Below are 20,980 nucleotides of genomic sequence, written 5' to 3'. Positions count from 1 at the left end.
AAGAAAATGATGCTTGATTTTGACCTCGCAGAACTTTATGAAACTGAAACTAAACGTCTAAAAGAAGCAGTAAGAAGAAATATTACCCGTTTCCCTCCCGACTTTATGTTTGAGTTAACTAAAGAGGAATATTATAGTTTGAGGACGCAAAATGCGTCCTCAAAAAGAGGAGGTACAAGATATATGCCTTTTGCTTTTTCAGAACAAGGTGTTGCTATGCTTGCCAGTGTTTTAAGTAACCCAAAAGCTATTGAAATAAACATACAAATTGTACGTGCTTTTGTTTTTCTTCGACAATATGCTCTGTCAAATAAAGACATTACGATAAGATTAAATAAAATTGAAAATAGATATAATAAAAACTTCAAAGACATCTACAAAGCAATTAACTTCCTGTTGCAAAAAGATAAACTGGAAACTAAACAAAATAAGCGTAGAAGAATAGGTTATAAGGCTAACAACAGTAAATAGGTTTTTACTTATAATAGTCTTAAAATTAATGCTGATGCAGGTTAGCCTGATGCGTTATTGGATATCGTATAAATTTTATTAGATTTACTATACAACTATTCAAATAATCAGCTATGAAAAGCGGAGAAATGCGCCAGGTAGAATACCCGGAAATTAGAGAATTAATGCTTCCCGGAGATGTAATTGCTTTTGGCGGAGATAATTGTTTTTCAAAAATAATTAAACTTGTAACACGGTCGAATGTTTCACATCTTGGAATTATTTTGCAACGTGAAAACGATCAGGGTTCTGTGAATGAATTTTCAAATAAAATTATTGAGGCAAATGGGGAAGGTATTACTACAAACACTTTTAGCGATGTTTTGAAGGATTATGGAGGCGATGTTTGGTGGTTGCCTCTTAACAATGAGATAAGAAATAATTATTTTGATGAAAATAAGTTCAGGGAATTTCTGGGATTTCATTTAGATCAAAGAAAAAAATATGATTTGTGGCAAGTTGTTAAATTAGCCATTGATATTTTAAGTAAAATACCATTTTTGGATAGGCTTGTTCATAATAAAGAAAACTTCGATAAGTTTTTCTGCTCTGAATTAGTCGCAGCAGGTATTAAGGCAGCGGGCATTGCAGAAAATATTAACTCGTCAAGAGTTACTCCAATAGATTTATGCAGGTGGAAGATTTACGATAACGTGTATTACCAGCTTAAAAAAGAAACTCCAAAATATATTTCAGGATATAATTCAAAGGAAATATCAAAGCACTTTAATTTAAAAGATAAAATTAAAAGTAAATTAATTAAGTGGAAATTGGTTAGTAATTAAAGGCTGTGCAATTTGCTTTTTTTATATTGTTTTTTGATGTACTGTAAAAAACGGGTATTTGATATTGTAGGTTGTTAATTTCGTAACACAAGTATATATTTGTCGAGTTCATTATTGCGATTATTTTCGTTGTCCGGCATTGTGAAGCATAGCAAAATGTACATTAAAAGGTTACCAAATGTCAATCAGGCTGAATTATCAAATATTTATGTAAATGCTAAGCTTTAAAAGCAAAATACTTTACTTCGTTTTATTTATCTCTGTAATGTTAGTTTCATTATGGATTTTTTTTCCGGCTAATCTTTTTGAAACTCCAAAATCAAAAGTGGTTTTCTCACGCGAAGGTAATTTGCTTTCGGCGCGAATTGCTGGCGACGGACAATGGCGCTTTCCCGAAAGCAAATCAATGGACAGTAAGATTGAGCAGAGTATACTTACTTTCGAAGATGAGTACTTTTATTGGCATTTTGGTGTAAACCCTGTCAGCATTGTAAAGGCATTATCATCAAATATTAAATCGGGAGAGATAAAAAGGGGCGGCAGTACTATTTCTATGCAAACTATAAGGTTGTGGTTGAAAAATCCCAAACGATCATATATACAGAAGATTAAAGAGCTTTTTCTTGTTGTCGGGTTAGAGCTAAACAACTCCAAAAAAGAAATACTGCAGTTATATCTTTCTAATGCTCCATTCGGAGGAAATGTAGTAGGAGTGGAGAGTGCATCCTGGAGATATTTTAACCGAAAATCGAGTGAGTTAAGCTGGGCCGAAGCGGCTACTCTTGCAGTTCTGCCAAACTCTCCGTCGCTTATTCACCCCGGAAGAAACAGGGATAAGTTACTGAAAAAAAGAAATTTTCTTTTAAAAAAATTATACAACAGAGAGCTAATAGATTCAACAACATACAGCCTGGCTCTGTTGGAGGAAATTCCCGATAAACCATATCCTTTACCAAATTATGCCCCGCACTTGCTGCAAAAATTAAGTAAAGACGGTGATAAGCTTTATCACTCAACAATCGACTATAAACTACAGAAAAAGGTTCTTGATATTTGTGCTAAACACAACCGTGAGCTTGTTCAGAACAGGATATTTAATCTCGCTGTTTTGGTTATCGATTTAAAAAGCAATGAGGTAGTAAGCTACGTTGGAAATTCTGAAAGTAAAAATGCCGATAATTCCAATTATGTAGATATAGTTCAGGCTCCGCGCAGCACAGGCAGTATTCTGAAACCGATTTTGTACGCTGCTGCATTAGATAAGGGAATGATTTTACCTCATACATTACTGGCCGATATACCTACCCAATACAATGGATTTATGCCAGAGAATTATATTAAGAAATACGAAGGAGCAGTACCGGCAGGTTTATGCCTGTCGCGTTCTTTAAACATCCCTTCTGTTCGTTTACTTCGCGATTACGGGATAGAAGCATTTTACAAAAAGCTTGAAGATTTACAGCTAAAAAATATTAACAGGGGAGCCGACAATTATGGATTGTCGTTAATACTGGGGGGAGCAGAAAGTTCTCTTTGGAATATTTCGAGAGCTTATGCATGGATGGCCGAGGATTTAAATTATTTTCAACAGGATACAGAGAATAATTTGCCTTTTACGGAAGCAAAAACCCTGTTAAATGAAGAGGAAAAACAGTTAAGAAAAAAAGGTGTGTTATCGCGTGGTGCAATTTTCTCTGTTTTCGAAGCATTGAGAAAAGTAAACAGACCGGAAAATGAAGCCGGATGGCAAAACTTCAATGCCAATAACAATATTGCCTGGAAAACAGGAACGAGCCACGGTTTTAAAGACGCATGGTCTGTTGGCTGGACAAAGGATAAACTTGTTGCAGTTTGGGTAGGGAATGCTGATGGAGAAGGAAGACCCGGAATACTTGGTGTTTCGGCAGCTGCTCCTCTTATGTTCGATGTATTTTCGTTACTGAAAAACAGCCGCTGGTTTGAGGTTCCTCATGATGATCTGGCAGATATAGAAACGTGTTCTGTAAGTGGAATGAAAGCATCGGAATATTGTGAAGACAGGGATACTATACTTGCTCCTTTACGCGCTGTTGAATCAAAAAAATGTGATTATCATAAAGCTGTTCATCTGGATAAAACAGAAAAGTACAGAGTAAACAGCAACTGTTATCCTGTTTCGGAGATTGTAACAAGGAATTATTTTGTACTTCCGTCTGTTCAGGCCTGGTATTACAAAAAATACAATACATATTATAAGGAATTGCCGGCGTGGAAAGAATCGTGTAACGTTAGAGAGAACAAGGTAATGCAATGGATTTACCCTAATAAGGAAAACAGAATTTTTATACCTAAAAACAAATTAGGCGAAAAATCGAAAGTTGTATTTGAGCTGGCACATCAAAATTCAAACGGGACGGTTTATTGGCATATCGATGGAGAGTATGTGAAGACTACGAAGAGTAATCACACCTATGCTTTTATTGCTGATAAAGGCTTTCATACAATTACCTGCTTAGATTCTAAGGGTAACAGTATAAGCAAGCATTTTGAAGTTGTGGATTAATTGTTAAAGTTTCTCATTTCTTTTTTGGCGCTATTTCCGGCCTGCCTGGATTGGCAGACAGGCTCTCCGCTATAGCTTTGTTCGGTATAGCAGTTCGAAAATTACATTTCGGGGTCTTCGCTAAGGCTCAGCCGCCAAAATATATTTCTCACAAGCTATTCCAAACAAAGGCTGTCGCTGCCATCCGGGCGAACTATATTTCGGTGTTCAGCACCTTAAAAACAAATATATCTCATCATTGCTATTGATATTTGGGAGTTCTGCCGGCTATTGATAAATATTCTTTATGGCAAGATGTTTTGCCCCGATATATTCATATCCCGTATTGGTAAACCTAAGGCATGGGGAACTTCAATTAATTGTATTTATACCAAATAAACAATGAAATGCGCTATATCTTTTTCGCCTAATCCATTTTTATTTCATTTAAAAATGCTTCCGTAGCTCTGCTATGCAATAATTTTTAAATTCGTAAAAAAGAATTATACTTCAAAGCTAACAGCGCATTCCATAATTTAATTGGTATTATAGCAAAGAATATGAATTGATCGAACTAAAAAAGCCAATAATAAGAGCATTTATCCTTATTACCGGCTTTTGATAATCCTTAATTAGATATAATATCTGTCTATTTTGTTACAATAACTTTTTTCCCTTTAATCATGGCTTTAAAGCTGTCGTTATACATTGCTTCTGCCAATACTCCCGACAGATAGTATTCTCCGGAGTATGCTGCAATCAATGATACTGTAAAAGTTTTTGTTTCCGATTGTCTGAGATCGAAATACTGATAAACCCTGTCATCTCTGATATCGATATAATCGGGCTGATCTGAAGTTTTGTCTACAGTACCCAATAATCTGCTATTTACAATTTCCCATCCTGAAGGAAATATTTGATTCAGAGCAATGTCCTTAATATTATCTATAGAATTGTTATTTGTTATGGTTACAACAGCTTTAAACTCTTTTCCCTGTTTTAGGTTGCCAACATCAATATTGTCACCATTTGTATCGGTATACCTGACTTTTAGGGTTAAATTCCTGCTGAATTCTTTCTCCTCGTGTTTTAATGGAATCCCACTATTAATAACTCTGACAAATAGTGATCCATCCCCGTTATTTTCGAGTTTTACATTTTTGGACTTTTCATAATTGTCGAAATTTATCGTGTATACAGGCAGTGCCGATTCTACAGATTTCGATTTTCCGTCTATAGAATATTCAATATCTATATTGTCATCAGGATTAAAACGCGATATATATTTCTGAACTGCCAATAAAGAGAATGCAGCTGTTTGCGTACTCATATACTTCTCGCCGGATAAATTTTCTGCTACTCTTTTCAAAGTGTTGAAAGAGAGTTCTTTTTCCTTAATGCCGGCATATGCATAAAGGAATACAGCTGTTTCGCGATCTTTAGAGCCATAGCTGTAGTAATAATGTTTTTTTGAAACCTGCGTTTGTTGGGTATTTTTAAAAAGAAGCTCTTTGGCAATATCTTTCTGGCCAATTTGAGCATAGGCACTTGCAAGTAAAGCTCTGGCTTCTGTATCTATGTTCTGTTCTTTAAGTCGGTTCATTGCCCCAACTGCAGCTTTATTGGCAAGAGCTAAAGTATATAGCCTGTATGCCTGTACGCTACTGCTTGTGTATTGATCGGTCGCTGACCAGGAATTGGCTTTTTTAGATTGATATTTTACCCATTTAGTTTTAAATCCGGAGGGTAGGGCATAACCCAGTTTTTCAGCTTCAAGCATAAAATGCCCTGCATAGTTTGTACCCCAGTAATTGGCTGTTGTAGCTCCCTGCCAATAACTCATTCCTCCGTCACTTAGTTGAAACTTGTATAAACGATTAATAGCTTCTTTAATGTTGTGTTCTATTTCAGAAACTCTTCCGCTGCTGAGGTTTGTCAGTTTCGAAAGATACAATTGAGGGAAAACACTCGAAGTAGTTTGTTCAATACATCCATGCGGATACTGTATTAAATACGATAAGCGTTTTTCCAGGTTCAATGCCGGCATAGAAGATACTTCTATACTTAGTTTGTTTGTATTTTCAACCCCAAATGGTTTTTTGTTGATAGAAAGCTTGTTTTCCAGCATATACTCTTCGCTAATTGAAACCGGCGGGTTAGGGTTTCTTACATCCAGTTCTATTTCGTGCTTTGCTTTAATTCCATTGCTTTCTACAGTTACTACAACCTTGGCAACTCCAATTTTATTACTTGTTTTTAATCTGAAATAAGATATTTTTTCGCCGGTATTTTTAAAGTTCAGAGTTGATGTAGAATTACCTTCAATATTTAATTTGTCATTTACCTTAACTGTAATTTTTGCCGACTTTATTTTCTTATCCATTGCAAAAACGGTGATAGGCAGATCGCATGTTTCATTGCTTCCTAAAACTCTTGGCAGGGTAGCCAGTACCATTAACGGTTTTTTTACAGGGATAGCAACATCTGCTTTTCCGTAAGCTCCGTTATTTCCCGCAACAACCATCACCTTAACAGAACCAACATAGTTTGGCATTTTTAGTTTGTGAGTTTTACTCTTCCCTTGTTCTAAATTAAAAGGACCAATGAATTTTACAACCGGTACAAACCTGTTTGCCTTTTTATTTCCTTTTTTAATGAGTTCGCTATCGCCTCCAACAGCAAACATTTGCTCAAGTTTACTTCCAAATGAACCCATTACAAAATCATACATATCCCAGGTTCTTGTTCTCAATGCCTCTTTTTTATAGAAGTGTTTCCACAGATCGGGGGTATTGAAGTTTGTAAGGTCCAGAAGACCTTCATCAACAACTGCCAGTGTATATGTCATGGCTTTATTGTTTTTCTCGCTTAGCGTAATTTTGTAATTACTTTCCGGTTCTATTGATTTGGGAGATGATATAACTGGATTAATATGTGAATTCGGGTCTTCCACATAAACAGGTGTAGCACCGTACATTCTTATCGGCAGGTCATTTATTGTCTGCGAATGTTTTTGAATGTATGTAATATTAGCATATACGTTAGGTGACATGTCGGCACTTGCTTTGAATTTTATTTTTGTAAGGCCTTTTTGGGTATCTGCCCAAAACATCTGTAGTATTTTATCGCCTTTCTCTATACTTACAAGGGCTCTTCCTTCGCCGGATGTTGGTACGTTCAGAACAACATCATCACCAACAGAATACTTGTCTTTATCGCTGTTAAATGTCAGCATACTTGCCGCTTCAGGATTTGGGTTGTTTCGGCTGCTCCAGTTTGGCCAGTCGATATAAACTATTTTTCCTGTTGTATGTCCGCTAATTTTATCCTTTACCAGAATTAAATAGCGTCCCCATTCGTTGTTGTTGAATTTAAATTTGAAGCTTCCTTGTCCGTTTTTCGTGCTTAAAGTTCCTTCTTTTTTAACAATATAATCAGTATTTGCTATGTAGTGAGCAATATTGTCGTTATCTGAACTCCACCACCAGCTCCATTTTAATTTATATATTTTGTACGAAACACTACTGTTAACTTTATTTCCTTCAGCATTCACAGTTGCTATGTCAACAATATGATCTTTGGCAGTATAAATCATATTGTGATTTTTGTCGTCGAGCTTTATATTCATTCCAACATAGTTGTTGTAGTTTGAATAGAGAAAATCCTGAGTGTTCAGACTATAGTCACCGCTTTTTTCGTAAACAAAACTTGTGAAACGCGCTTTTAGCATTCCGGGAATATTGTCATTGTCTTTTGGAGAGTAACTGAATGTTTTTTCTCCGTTTTGATTTAATTTTCCGTCAAATACAACACTTTCTTCCGAAGAAAATGACTTGGTGGGGTCGTCGAAAATGTAATGTGAGTATCCTTTGAAAGTTGTTTTTACAGGTTTGAGGTTTAGTTTTACTGATGCTTTTAAACTACCTGCATTAGCTCCGTGTAACCAACGGGAAGAAAGAGTTAATTTATTATTGCTTTTAGCCTTTATTACTTTGTTGTTTAATTTTAGCTCTACTTTTAGTCTGTTTGGCTTTGTAGTTTCTATACGAAGCGTTTTAGTGAATTCTGTATCGGCTAATTTTGCTTTTACGTACCATTTACCTGTGGCAGCATCACCGGCTGTTTGTGCTTTAAAAGTATAGAAACCGTTAACACTACTGTTTTTTACTTCCCGCTGAACAAGTTGATTCATTGGATTGTAAAGTTCAAAAGTTACCGGGTAATTTTCGGGAAGAGTTTTGCTTTTGTTTTCCAATACAAATGTAAGGTGTAGTGTATCTCCCGGTCTCCATACACCTCTTTCGCCATAGATATAACCTTTTATTCCTTTTTTCGATTTTTTCCCCGCAATATCAAATTTACTATATGATAGTGAAGTTCCGTCATCGATTCTTAAATAAGATTTTTGTTCTTCACTTTCTACTTTTATATAGTATCCTTTTTTAGGAGTAATTAATGTAGATATTCCTTCAGTGTTTGTTTTGCCGGAAGTTAAAGGCTGATTTTGAAAATTGAATATTTCTACTTTAGCCTCTGCAACCGGTAGAGTTGTACGCAGATCACTGACTACAACCTGATATGTTCCGCTTTCGTCCTGTTTACAGATTAATCCCAGATTTGATGAGATTAGATTTTTTGAAACAAATTTTGAACCGGTATAATAAGACGTGCTACAGGGGTTATTTCTTTCTTTCCAATTATAATTTTGCGGATAGTAATCGTCGTAGTAGTAATCGTCATAATAATTGTAATTAGATGCAGCATCCCAGTTTTCATTATCATTTTCGATGCTTGCCAACGACGAATCATCTTTGGAATCGCCACAATTAAAGACAATGTTGTTTTTCGAGAAACTTAATTTTACCTGATATATTGCACCGGGTTCTATATCGATTAATTTAGAAATGTCGACATTAAAGTTATTCCATATGTTGTAGTTAATGGCTTTGTCGCTGTTTAAAGGTATTGTGTTGTTATAAATCGGGCGGCCAACACGTTTCAGGTTATTATCGCCTGAAAAATTATTTGACTGAAAAAACTGCCCCATGTTATTTTCAAATACCCTGACGATTCTAACCTTTACTTCTTTTAGCCCAATAGATTTAAACGGAAATATAAGTCCGTCGGAATCGGGCATAATTACACCTTTTCCAATAATTTCTATTTCAGGTTTTACCTGTTTAAAGGTAATTTTTGAAATGTGTTTTTTTGTTAGTTTTTTATCATTATTGCTTGCTAATCCTTCCGAGATAATGACATTGTTATCATTATTATCGCTGCCGGGAAATATTTTTAATACGGTTTTGTCTATTGTATAATCATATCTGTCGCCGTTTACACTTACAAAGCTTTTTATATTTTGATTATCGGAAACCGGCAGTGAAAAAACTATCTCGATAAATCTTTTTGGAGAGTATCCTTTTCTAACTTCCAGTACTTCGAAACTATTAATGCTTGGGATATTAATTTTAAAATTGTCTGAATCGTCAATACCTATACTTTCTCCATCGTAACTTAAAAAGACAAACTCTTTGTTTTTTCTTCTGATAACGCTATCGGCAACAACAGAAATTTCGGTATTTGATTTACGGATAAACTTAAGCGGTAATTTTCGGTTGCCCTGTTCTGCAAATATTAATTTCTCCAATTTTTCATCTTCAATAAAATCTGAAGAGAATACTGATGCTTCAAGATAGTTTTTCTCGTAGGAGTCATCGTATGGCTTATATTGATGGTAGACAAGTTTTATGTTTTGCTTCAGAGTTTGAAACTGAAAAGGAAAATCGGCAAATTCACCTTTAGCATCAACAAGTTTTTTTAAATTCAGTTTACCGTTAAAAACTGTAGCCGAATTTAGAAGTTCATCAGGTTTAAATACAACCGTGTATTGATCTTCAAGGGTTAATGTACCATCAACTTCCGGCGAAACAGATATAATATCAGACGGTAGTTCTCCCCCTGCTTCATATGGATATACTGCCGGTTTGGATAATATAAATTTAATTTCCTGATTTCGTTGAATTACTCCGGAAGTAAATGCCGATATATAATTGATATATCCCTGGCTAATTTTTACAGGAGCTACTTTGTTTTCTGTTATTTCTTCAGAACAGGATACTGTTATAAGTAAAACACTTATAGAAAATAATAGTAATTTGAAATTTTTCATTTTAAAAAATTGGTGAGTTATGAATGGGGATTTTTTTTTGCACTAAACTTTATTCTAAATAGTTCATTATTATAGTTTTAATATGCTGTGTTTTATTCATACTTTATGTAATGGAAGACATAGCAAGTTTGTGTGAAAATATATCAGCTTTCCTTATAAATCAAAGACAAAAAATAGTCAACTTTATTGTAATTACTTATAATTATTAAATATTTTATTCACAATGTTGTTAAGAGTTTTCTTCTGATATTAAATTGCCGGATAACGAGTGTTATTTAGCTGAAAAATATAATTTATTGATCATGCTTTACTGTTTTGGTGGGTGCCGGAGGCCGGTCAGTACATTATTTATGTTACAATATATATAACGCATCTTCCAATAAACTTCAACTAGACGGATTTTATTCTAATTTTTGAGCTGTTTTGTTTACATTTGTTTTCCTTAAATTATAGATCAGAATTAATAGAGATATGGCTAAAAGAGAATGGCAAACCATTAAAGAATATGAGGATATTAAATTCGAAATGTTCGAAGGTATTGCAAAAATTACGATAAACCGTCCCAGAGTTTATAATGCTTTCCGTCCGGAAACAAATATGGCAATGCTGGATGCATTTGATATTTGCAGGGAGGATCCTAATATAGATGTGGTATTGCTAACAGGAGCAGGAGATAAGGCATTTTGTTCAGGGGGCGATCAAAATGTGAAAGGAGTAGGGGGATACATCAGTGAAGATGGTGTGCCTCGATTAAATGTACTGGATTTACATAAAAAGATCCGTTCGCTTCCTAAGCCGGTAATTGCACTGGTAAACGGTTATGCAATTGGCGGCGGACATGTACTTCACGTAGTTTGTGATCTTACTATTGCTTCCGATAATGCTAAGTTTGGACAAACAGGTCCTAAAGTAGGTAGTTTCGATGCCGGATTTGGTTCTTCGTATCTTGCACGTCACGTGGGCCAGAAAAAAGCAAGAGAAATATGGTTCCTGAACCTTCAATATACAGCCAAGGAAGCCGAAGATATGGGAATGGTTAACAAGGTTGTTTCATTAGAAGAACTTGAAGATGCAGGTGTTGAATGGGGTCAGATAATTCAGAAACGTTCGCCTATGGCAATTAGAATGCTGAAACGAGGACTTAATGCCGAGCTTGACGGGCAAACAGGGTTGATGGAGTTTGCAGGTGATGCTACTTTAATGTTTTATTTGATGGAAGAAGCCCAGGAGGGTAAAAAAGCATTTTTGGAAAAAAGAGAGCCGAACTTTAAAAAGTATCCTAAGTTTCCATAGTGGAAAATAATTGGAACTTAAAAGAGCGAAACCAAAAAATATCACTTTCGGTTTCGCTCTTTTTTTATGGTAAAAAAGTATATTATTTAATAACCTTTGAAGAGTATTTTTTATTGTCAACATCTTCTGCAATCATAAAATAAATGCCTTTTTCTAATTCGGAGATATTGATTTTGTTTCCTTTAATGTTTTCAAAAGTTTTTATCCTTCTTCCTTCAGTGTTATATATCTCAATTTTAGTCAGACTGTAATTATCGAAATTTAATATTCCATTATCTCCAATGGGATTTGGGTGGAAATTTATAGGGTTAAGTCTGTAATCATCCAGTGCAAGACCATAATTTGTCCAGCTAACAGACGTTATCACTATTAAATCGTACTTGTCAGTATCGTCATCCTCATTTTTGGTTTCGGCTTCGTTAACAAATTTTATGTTCACTTCACCTTCTACATTTATCTCTTCAAAATCAGTTACTTTTACGTCATTAATATAGACTACAGGATCTACAAAGTCAATATCATCGTGTTCTTCACTGTAAGTTTGAAATGCAAGTGAAGCTATACCGCTATTTATTGTAAATTCAAGTGTTCCTGGGCCTTCAGCCCCCTTATCACCTTCAGCGGCTAATCCTATTATCTGTGGTATTTCATCTTCTAAATCCTCATGCCACATTGCACTACTATAATTCATGGAATATTCTGTGCCTTTATCTGAATTAACAACTATAATAGCATCATTTGGCGGCATATTAAATCCTATAACAGCAGTAAATGAGTTTAATCCCGATTCTGAGAGATCCCCAAGATTATCGCCTGTTAGATCTAATGTTTCCTGTGCCTTCAAATTATTAATCACTGCTAGTATTAAAAAAGTGAAAATAAAAATTGAGTGCTTGTAAAATACCTTCATAGTTTAGCTGTTTTATTAATAAATAAAAAAAATTAGTAATAAAAGTATGTGATTTTAATTAATAGTTGCTACTATTTTTAAATCAAATATTGATAGAATATTGACTTTGATTATGAGAATTTGTATGTTTTGAAGAACCAAACTGTGTTTATAATGAGAAGATTCTATTACTAATATCTAATATTTTGTAAATAACATAATTGTTTTATTATATACATTTATGCAGAACCAATTATTTACAGATGCAAGTTATTCCTAATTCATTTTTAATAACGTTAATAATTTTAATTGCGAGTATAAACAGTTATGCCCAAAACGAAATTGGAAAAGGCTGGGAGTTTAACGAAAATTCAGAGGGATGGAGTATTAGAGCCAATTCAGGAGAAATAAGCGTGGCTGATGGAGTGCTTAAGGCTATTACTGATGTTGACGGTGATTTCGCTGTAATCGGGAGCGATGTTTTTGAAGTTAATTCAGATAATTACTACAAAATTATTTTTAGACTAAAGGCACATGGAGGTACTTCAATTTTATTAAACTGGGAAACCAGCAGCGGAAAGAGTGTAATATATCAGTATAACATTTTTGGTGATGCTGATTTTCATGAGTATGTTATAGATTTGAGAACTCATGATAAGTGGGTTGATAATATTACCAGAATTGCAAATTTTACCGTAAACTCCAGTTCTGAAGACAATACATTTGAGATAGATTATTTCAGGATTGTTCATATGCCTGCGAATCCAATAATTTCTGCTTTTAAAATAGAAAGGTCTACCATTAAACCTGATGAAAATCTAAAGCTTGTTGCTACATTATTAAATATTGGAGATGATGAAACTTCCGGTTTGAATAGTAAACTTGAATTGACGGAAAATGTTGAGTTAATAAACGGAAAGTTGCTAAATGAACATCCTAAGCTTCTGCCCGGAGATTGTGATACAACTATTTGGGAAGTTAAATTTAATAATACGGGAAGTTACAACCTAAGATATAGTCTGGTTCATAATGAGGAAACCATTGATACGGTGTTAAGGGCTGATGTTGTGAATGAATACTGGCAGCGTGATGAGTTTTTGCTCAGTGCCTGGTCTCCTCCATATGCATGGAATTTGTCTCCATACAATGAAAGCGTATTTCAGGAATATAAAAATGCCGGGTTTGATGTCGGACTCTGGGTAAGACCAGAGGATGAATTGATAAGAATATATGAAAAATATAATCTTAAGTATTATATCTCAGTTACAAACCTTTTGGGCGGGGAAAATTATTTGAGTCACCCATCCACGTTAGTGGCACCGGAAATTACCCCTGAAATGCTGGCAAAACTGGATCCTGTTATTCAGAAGTATAAAGATAATCCTAATGTTCTTGGTTACCACATCTGTGATGAACCTTATAGAAATTCCTTCAAAAATATAGGGAAAGTTGTTTCCTATCTGAAAGTTAAAGATCCTGCACGAGAGAGCTTTGTTAATATATGGCCTGGTGTTGATGATGAGGATTACCGTTCGTATATAGAGAGTTTACTGGATCAGACAAAACTTGAAATGTTGAGTTTCGACAGATATATATTCAGTAATAATGGAACAGATACAGACAAGTTTTTCCTGAATATTCAGGTGATTAGGGAATATGCTCTTCGCTACGGTGTGCCATTTTACAATATAATACAGGCTATAGGCACCGATGGCACAATAGAGTCTGATTTAAATTGGAGAACACCTACATATGCCGAGCATAAATGGCAGTCTTATGCCTCTCTTACTTATGGTGTAAGCGGACTTATATGGTTTCACTGGCATGGAAACTGGGGTGTAACCGGTAATCCTGAAAAGGAAAGTATTTATAACTCAATACAAAAACTAAACCCGGAGATTAAGATAATGGGAGCAGAGATGATGAAGCTGAAAACTGTTGGAGTATATCACAACAAACCGGAGCATAACAAAATTCAGGGGCTGGATGAGATGGCAATTGTTTCAGAGGTTTCGTCGAATGCAAATTTACTTATAGGATCTTTTAAAGATTCAGAAGAAAAGGATTTTGTTATGATTATGAATAAGGATTATGAAAATGAGGTTACGGCAACAATTTCGACCCAATATAATCTAAATCAGTTAAAAGTATTCAATTTAGAATATTCTGATTATGACAATTATGACTTTATAAAATATGATGATAGATCATCATTTAAGGTAACACTACAACCGGGGAGTGCAAAGCTTTTCTATTTTAGCGACAAGATTTTGGCAAATGAAGATTATATAACAAAAAAGAAAAAACATACTTTTAAAAATTCACCAAACCCTTTTAATACAATAACAGAATTCAGTTATTGTTTAGGTGAAAAATCACATGTTAACATTTCTATTTACGATTTAAAGGGACAAAAAGTAAGAAACTTGGTTGATAATTATCAGCAAGCTTATATTGATTTTAAAATAAAGTGGGATGGAAAGGATGAATTAGGACGTGATTTAGATTCAGGAATTTTTATTGCGGTAATAAGCTATGGTCAGTCATCAGAATCTTTAAAGATTGTTAAGTATTAACAGCCTGAGTTCGATGAGAGATTTGAATACAATTATGAATGTTTTTTTTATAGTCGAATCCTTGAAATAGCCCGATCTGCCAACCGGTATTACTTAGTCTTCTTTTATCCAAATCTCATATTTTTCAAACTTTATTTATTTTAATGCTCAGCTGTAGTTATACGTCAGCAACTGTTAAAGAATCGGAATCTGAAACAAGTTCAGATTAAAATCAGCAACCTACATCGCTACTTCAATTTTAGCTTTCTTATTCTTGATTTTCAATCCTGATATTTTATTCAACACAGAGTTTATTTTACTTCTTTTAATCGCTGCATACGAAAAGAAGTCTTTTACTTCAATAAGTCCTATATCGCCTTTTTCGAGTTCGCCTTTTTTGGATAAGAAACCAACAATATCAATTTTATTAACCTTGTCTTTTTTCCCTTTTCCAATAAATATTGTTTCCCATTCAGGTGCTTTGGGAAGCTCTATATTTTTTGAAATATAATATGTGTCAATCGATATTGGAATGTAGTCCGGTTGATTTTCTTCTCTGGATAAAATCACATATGCAGCACCTTCTTCATTCATTCTTGCTGTTCTACCATTACGGTGAGTAAAAGCATCCTCTTTCGAAGGCAGATGATAGTGTATAATATGTTTAATTTCCGGTATATCCAATCCTCTGGAAGCCAAATCGGATGTTACCAGGATTTTTGAACTTCCATTTCTGAATTTTATCAAAGTTCTTTCGCGGTCCTGTTGTTCCATTCCTCCGTGAAAAAATGTAGATGTTATTCCCTTTTTACTCAGGTAGTTATTTGTGCGCTCTACGGCTTCACGGTGATTACAAAATACAAGTGTGGATTCATCACCTAAGTCACAGACTAAATCGAAAAGCGTAGGTAATTTATCTTTCTCCTCAGAAATTACTTTTTTGACTGATAGTCCTTTAACCTGTTTGCCTGTTGGCAGGAAATTTAATTCAACAGGATCCGTTATACCTGTAAAAGCAGGAACTTCATCGGTTTTAGTTGCCGAAGTTAGTATTCTTTGATCTAAATTTTCCAGCTCGCGAATAATGAACTTCATATCGTCGTGAAAACCAAATTCAAGGGCCTTATCAAACTCATCGAGAACAATCGTGTTGATATTTTGAGTTGAAAATGTAGATCTGTCTATATGATCCGCAATTCTACCCGGAGTTCCAATTAGTACTGCCGGTGGGTGTTTTAAGCTGTTTTTTTCAACCTGAAACGAATGCCCTCCATAAAAACAGTTTGCTTTGAAGCCGGTTCCCATGCTTCTAAAAACCGACTCTATTTGCAGAGCTAATTCTCTTGAAGGAGCCAGAATTAGTGTTTGGATCTCATCATTATCACTATTAAGCGACTGTACAATTGGCAATAAAAAAGCCAGAGTTTTTCCTGACCCGGTTGGTGACAGTACAACTAAATCTTTATCAGAATAAAATGCTTCAACTACCTGTTTTTGCATTTCGTTTAAAGAAGAAATATTAAGCCTTTTTAGAATGTTATCTGTTGAATGTGATTTTTCTTGCATGCTGCAAAGTTAGTCTATTGATAAATAAATTACTAAATTCACAGTTCAAACTTATAAATATGCACAATTATGAAGAAGTTACTAATATTTTCTATTTCGATTTTATTTATTTCGTTTAGTTCGTTAGCGCAGGAAATAGGTGGAATTATTATGCCCGAAACTATAAAAGCCGGAGATAGTAATTTAGATCTGAATGGTGCCGGAATCAGAACAAAGTATTTTTTGAAATTATATGTAGGAGGATTGTATCTGACGGATAGAGATGCGGACGTTTCCAAGATTATTAATGGAAATGAGCCTATGGCTATTCGTTTGCATATTGTATCCTCAATGATTACAAGTGAAAAGATGGAAAATTCAACCCGCGAAGGTTTTGATAAATCACTTGGAGGTAATATAGATCCTTTAAAAGGTGAAATTGAAATGTTTATCGCTGTATTTAAGGAGGAAATAAAAATTGATGATACCTATAATATGGTATACATTCCGGATGTTGGAGTAGAAATATATAAAAATGATAAACTCAGCTCAACAATAAAAGGTTTAGAGTTTAAAAAAGCTTTGTTTGGTATATGGTTGGGTAAAGAACCTGCACAGGAAAGCTTAAAAGAAAAAATGCTGGGGAGATAAATTATACCAAATAAACATAAAAAACCTTTAGGTTCAGCGCAGCTAATGCAGATTATCTTTTTTGTGTAATTCAATTTTTTTCGCATAAAATATATTATTCACAAAACAATAACTTCAATTGAGTTCATGAATAGCTTCGCTTATTTCCTTAGTCCTGTTATGTTGGAGATTTGATATTCGTAAAAAAGAACTACACTTCAAATCTAACGGAGCATCTTGAAATTTAATTGGTTTTAGTAAAATTTTTAAATCATTTCCCGGACATATTTAATTGTTCAGGGAGAAAAAATAAACGATAATGCTGCTTTTCTGTTTTGAAAAGCAGCATTTTTTTATTGAATTAAGTTTTAAGTAACTGGTAATTCATTTTTTTACAGCTGCAGAGCACCGTAATATACGCCCCGGATAGTAGCGATAGCTTTTGCCTGCTGAGATTCGCGAACAAAGTTATGTGGCGGCCACGCCTCAAGTGTGGACCCCACATAACTATTGTAAGCTATCTCAGCAGGCAAAACTATAAGCGGATAGCCGGAATAGGCGCATAAAATTCATACTTAAAAGACATGTAAAAACGTTTGATGAATAGTAGCGATGGATTTTAAATTGAAATATGTTTCAGAATAATTTTTAATATTAGATATTCATTTAGTTGGATCGGTAAGGTGCGGGGAGCCAGTGTTTTACATGAAGTAATTGTCCTGTTGAAGTTATATCATCGGTTAACAATAATAAGTAGAGGCTACATTAGAACGATTTATTATTTAATATTATTAAATTTGTGCTTCAATTTTGATAAAAATATAACAAGTTATAGATATGCCAGGATTTGAATGGTTCGACGATATCGAACGAAAAGAGGTTAATGATGTTCTTGATAGTGGAGTTTTAATGCGTTACGGTTTTGATGGTGCCAGAAACGGTCACTGGAAAGCAAAAGAGCTTGAGCAGGCTATTGAGAAGAAAATGGACGTTAAACACGCGCAATTACTGTCAAGCGGAACAGCTGCTGTTACTACAGCTTTGGCTATTGCGGGTGTTGGAGCTGGTGATGAGGTAATTATGCCGACCTTTACATTTGTGGCCAGTTTTGAATCTGTTATAGCAGTTGGAGCTACACCAATTTTAGTTGATGTTGATGAGTCTCTGACATTAAATCCAGATGCTGTAAAAGCTGCAATTACTGATAGAACTAAAGCAATTATGCCGGTTCATATGTGTGGAGCAATGGCCGACCTTGATGCACTTAAAAAGATTTGCGTTGAGAATAATTTGCAGTTGGTAGAAGATGCCTGTCAGGCTTTTGGCGGCAGCTATAAAGGAACTGCTCTTGGAGCTTACGGTGATGTTGGTTGTTATTCGTTCGATTATGTAAAAACTATTACCTGTGGCGAGGGTGGAGCCGTTATTACTAATAATGATGATTTTGCGGTGAAAGCCGATGCTTATCAGGATCACGGTCACGACCATGTTGGAAATGACAGAGGAGCAGAATCACATCCGCACCTTGGGTTTAACTATAGAATTTCAGAACTGAATGCAGCTGTAGGTATTGCCCAAATGGGAAAACTTGATAAAATCATAGAGGTTCAAAAAAAGAATAAAACTATACTTAAAGAGGCACTTGCAACTATTGAGGAAGTTTCATTTAGAGTAATACCGGATCCTGAGGGTGATAACTTTTCTTTTCTTTCTTTCTTTTTACCAACGGAAGAATTAACCAGAAAAGTTCATGCTGCACTTGGTGAATTTGGAACCGATGGAAACTTTTATTGGTTTGATAATAACTGGCACTATGTAAAGAAGTGGCAACACTTACATAATTTAGAAAGTGTTTCTCCAATAAGTAAACAAATTAGAGAGGGGATGCCAAATTATGCTGAGATGAAATTTCCGGCCTCAGATGAAGTTATTAGTAGAACAATATCTACTCTAATTAAGCTTAACTGGACCGAGGAGGAAGTTAAAGAAAGAGCAGATAAAATGGTTGCAGCTATAAAATCAGTACTTTAATTGACTGTTCATTTGAAGAACTGTTTGTTTTATTTTTTTTAGAATATCCGAAAGGCAGATAAATAAACTAATATATTGGAATATGAAGGTAATTGCTATGATACCGGCACGTTATGGTGCTTCTAGGTTTCCGGGTAAGTTAATGGCAAAATTAGGTTCAAAAAGTGTAATTATCAGGACTTTTGAAGCTGTTGTTAAAACTAATTTATTCGATGATGTATATGTAGTAACTGACAGTGATATTATTTTCGAAGAGGTAGAGAAGCACGGAGGTAAGGCTTTAATGAGTAAAAAGGAGCATGAAACCGGTAGTGATAGAATTGCTGAAGCTGTAGCTGAAATTGATGCGGATATTGTTGTAAATGTACAGGGAGATGAACCTTTTACAAAGAAAGAGCCTTTAGAGAAAGTCCTTAAAGTATTTAAGGGTAAAGATGCTGATAAGATAGATCTTGCTTCCCTGATGCAGGTAATGACGAAGGTAAATCAGATAGAAGATCCGAATTATGTGAAAGTTGTTGTAGATAATGATGATTTTGCAATGTATTTTTCGCGATCACCAATACCTTATCCACGTGATAGAGAGGCAGGGGCAAAGTATTTTGAGCATATAGGAGTTTATGCTTTTAGAAAACAAGCTTTGATGGATTTTTCTCGTTTACCAATGAAGGTTAATGAAGCTACGGAAAAAATAGAAGCTTTAAGATATTTAGAGTACGGTAAGAAAATTAAGATGGTAGAAACTGATTATATGGGTATAGAAATTGATACTCCTCAGGACCTGGAAGCTGCACATGCCTTTTTAGGCGATGAATAAAAGGTTTTCGCAAAGAGTTTGTAGTCAGTAAAAAAGAAAAAGAGATGACAGATTATAGAAACTTTCCAATGGTACCCCGCGTTATTTTTGGAAGGGGGAGTTTTAGCCAGATAGGAGAGATTGTAGAAGGAAAAAGAACTTCAAATACATCACCATTTATATACTTAGTAGATGATGTGTTTGAAAATAATGAAAGTTTTGTTTCGAGAATTCCTCTGAAATTTAATGATAAAATTATTTTCGTTAATGTTGATGATGAACCAAAAACCAAAACTACCGATAAGTTAAGGGACGATATTAAGGCAGCCTATTCAGAATTACCTTCCGGGGTAATTGGTATTGGGGGAGGTTCTGTGTTGGACTATGCCAAAGCAGTAGCTTTAATGTTGACAAATCCGGGATCATCGGCAGATTATCAGGGCTGGGATTTAGTAAAAAATCCGGGTGTTTATCATGTTGGTGTACCTACCGTTTCGGGAACAGGAGCTGAAGTTTCCAGAACCACAGTACTGACGGGGCCAACAAGAAAACTCGGTATGAATTCGGATCACACACCATTCGATCAGGTGGTACTGGATCCGGAATTGATTCAGGGTGTTGAAAAAAATCAATGGTTTTACACAGGTATGGATTGTTATATCCACAATGTTGAATCACTAACAGGTAATTATATAAATGCTTTCAGTAAATCATATGGCGAGAAGTCGATGGATCTCTGTCGTACAGTTTTCCTTGAAAAAGATGAATTTGACGATGAATCTCAGGATATGTTGATGATGGCATCTTTCCACGGAGGAATGTCTATAGCTTATTCTCAGGTAGGTGTGGCTCATGCTATGTCATATGGTCTTGGTTTCTTGCTGGGAACTCACCACGGAGTGGGAAATTGCATTGTTTTCGATCAGTTGGAAGAATTTTACCCCGAAGGAGTGAAAGAATTCAAGCAGATGGTTGAGAAACATAATGTAGAAATTCCCCAGGGAATATGTAAAGGACTTTCTGATAAGGATTTTGATACAATGATAGATGTGGCATTAAGTTTAGAACCTCTTTGGGAAAATGCCTTAGGAGAAAACTGGAAAGAAATTGCTACTCGTGAAAAATTAAGAAGTTTGTATGAACTGATGTAATATTCGGTTAATATAAAAAAGGCTGTTGAGTAATGTCAACAGCCTTTTTTTAGATTTTTGCCAATGTAATTCACTTATTCAGTAATCACTACTGAATTTTCACCG

The 20,980-nt window shown here is 34.9% G+C and carries 12 protein-coding genes; 9 read left to right on the top strand and 3 right to left on the bottom strand.

Going from position 1 to position 20,980, the window contains the following annotated elements; genetic code table 11:
* From ABFR62_06595 to pbpC, 3 genes are all read left to right on the top strand, one after another.
* Nucleotides 1-471, top strand: a 471-nt coding sequence (locus ABFR62_06595) for an ORF6N domain-containing protein (GenBank protein MEN8138082.1), incomplete at its 5' end; no start/stop codon positions are given.
* Nucleotides 472-584: 113 nt separating this feature from the next.
* Nucleotides 585-1,295, top strand: a complete 711-nt coding sequence (locus ABFR62_06590; GenBank protein ID MEN8138081.1) for a hypothetical protein — start codon at nt 585-587, stop codon at nt 1,293-1,295.
* 265 nt (nt 1,296-1,560) lie between these two features.
* Nucleotides 1,561-3,837: a penicillin-binding protein 1C gene (pbpC, locus tag ABFR62_06585; protein ID MEN8138080.1), complete on the top strand. Its 2,277-nt coding sequence runs from the start codon at nt 1,561-1,563 to the stop codon at nt 3,835-3,837.
* A gap of 628 nt (nt 3,838-4,465) precedes the next feature.
* Here pbpC and ABFR62_06580 read toward each other — a convergent pair.
* Nucleotides 4,466-9,985: an MG2 domain-containing protein gene (locus tag ABFR62_06580; protein ID MEN8138079.1), complete on the bottom strand. Its 5,520-nt coding sequence runs from the start codon at nt 9,983-9,985 to the stop codon at nt 4,466-4,468.
* Nucleotides 9,986-10,456: 471 nt separating this feature from the next.
* On the opposite strand from ABFR62_06580, the gene menB reads away from it, so the two are divergent.
* Complete coding sequence (gene menB, locus ABFR62_06575) at nt 10,457-11,278, top strand: 1,4-dihydroxy-2-naphthoyl-CoA synthase (protein MEN8138078.1); 822 nt, start codon at nt 10,457-10,459, stop codon at nt 11,276-11,278.
* A gap of 82 nt (nt 11,279-11,360) precedes the next feature.
* Here menB and ABFR62_06570 read toward each other — a convergent pair whose 3' ends face one another.
* On the bottom strand, nt 11,361-12,188 hold the full coding sequence (locus tag ABFR62_06570; protein ID MEN8138077.1) for a T9SS type A sorting domain-containing protein: 828 nt from the start codon (nt 12,186-12,188) through the stop codon (nt 11,361-11,363).
* Between the two features lie 242 nt (nt 12,189-12,430).
* Between ABFR62_06570 and ABFR62_06565 the strand changes: the two genes are divergently transcribed.
* On the top strand, nt 12,431-14,743 hold the full coding sequence (locus ABFR62_06565; GenBank protein ID MEN8138076.1) for a T9SS type A sorting domain-containing protein: 2,313 nt from the start codon (nt 12,431-12,433) through the stop codon (nt 14,741-14,743).
* Nucleotides 14,744-14,962: 219 nt separating this feature from the next.
* Here ABFR62_06565 and ABFR62_06560 read toward each other — a convergent pair whose 3' ends face one another.
* Entirely contained in the window at nt 14,963-16,288 is a 1,326-nt protein-coding gene (locus tag ABFR62_06560; GenBank protein MEN8138075.1) for a DEAD/DEAH box helicase, read from the bottom strand.
* A gap of 69 nt (nt 16,289-16,357) precedes the next feature.
* On the opposite strand from ABFR62_06560, the gene ABFR62_06555 reads away from it, so the two are divergent.
* From ABFR62_06555 to ABFR62_06540, 4 genes are all read left to right on the top strand, one after another.
* Nucleotides 16,358-16,918: a chalcone isomerase family protein gene (locus ABFR62_06555; protein ID MEN8138074.1), complete on the top strand. Its 561-nt coding sequence runs from the start codon at nt 16,358-16,360 to the stop codon at nt 16,916-16,918.
* Nucleotides 16,919-17,734: 816 nt separating this feature from the next.
* Nucleotides 17,735-18,928: a DegT/DnrJ/EryC1/StrS family aminotransferase gene (locus tag ABFR62_06550; protein MEN8138073.1), complete on the top strand. Its 1,194-nt coding sequence runs from the start codon at nt 17,735-17,737 to the stop codon at nt 18,926-18,928.
* A gap of 82 nt (nt 18,929-19,010) precedes the next feature.
* Entirely contained in the window at nt 19,011-19,745 is a 735-nt protein-coding gene (gene kdsB, locus ABFR62_06545) for a 3-deoxy-manno-octulosonate cytidylyltransferase (protein ID MEN8138072.1), read from the top strand.
* A gap of 44 nt (nt 19,746-19,789) precedes the next feature.
* Complete coding sequence (locus ABFR62_06540) at nt 19,790-20,875, top strand: iron-containing alcohol dehydrogenase family protein (GenBank protein MEN8138071.1); 1,086 nt, start codon at nt 19,790-19,792, stop codon at nt 20,873-20,875.
* Nucleotides 20,876-20,980 lie beyond the last annotated feature (105 nt).

The organism is Bacteroidota bacterium, from assembly GCA_039714315.1.
Classification (GTDB): domain Bacteria; phylum Bacteroidota; class Bacteroidia; order Flavobacteriales; family JADGDT01; genus JADGDT01.
This window is presented reverse-complemented; position numbering and strand designations above follow the sequence as displayed.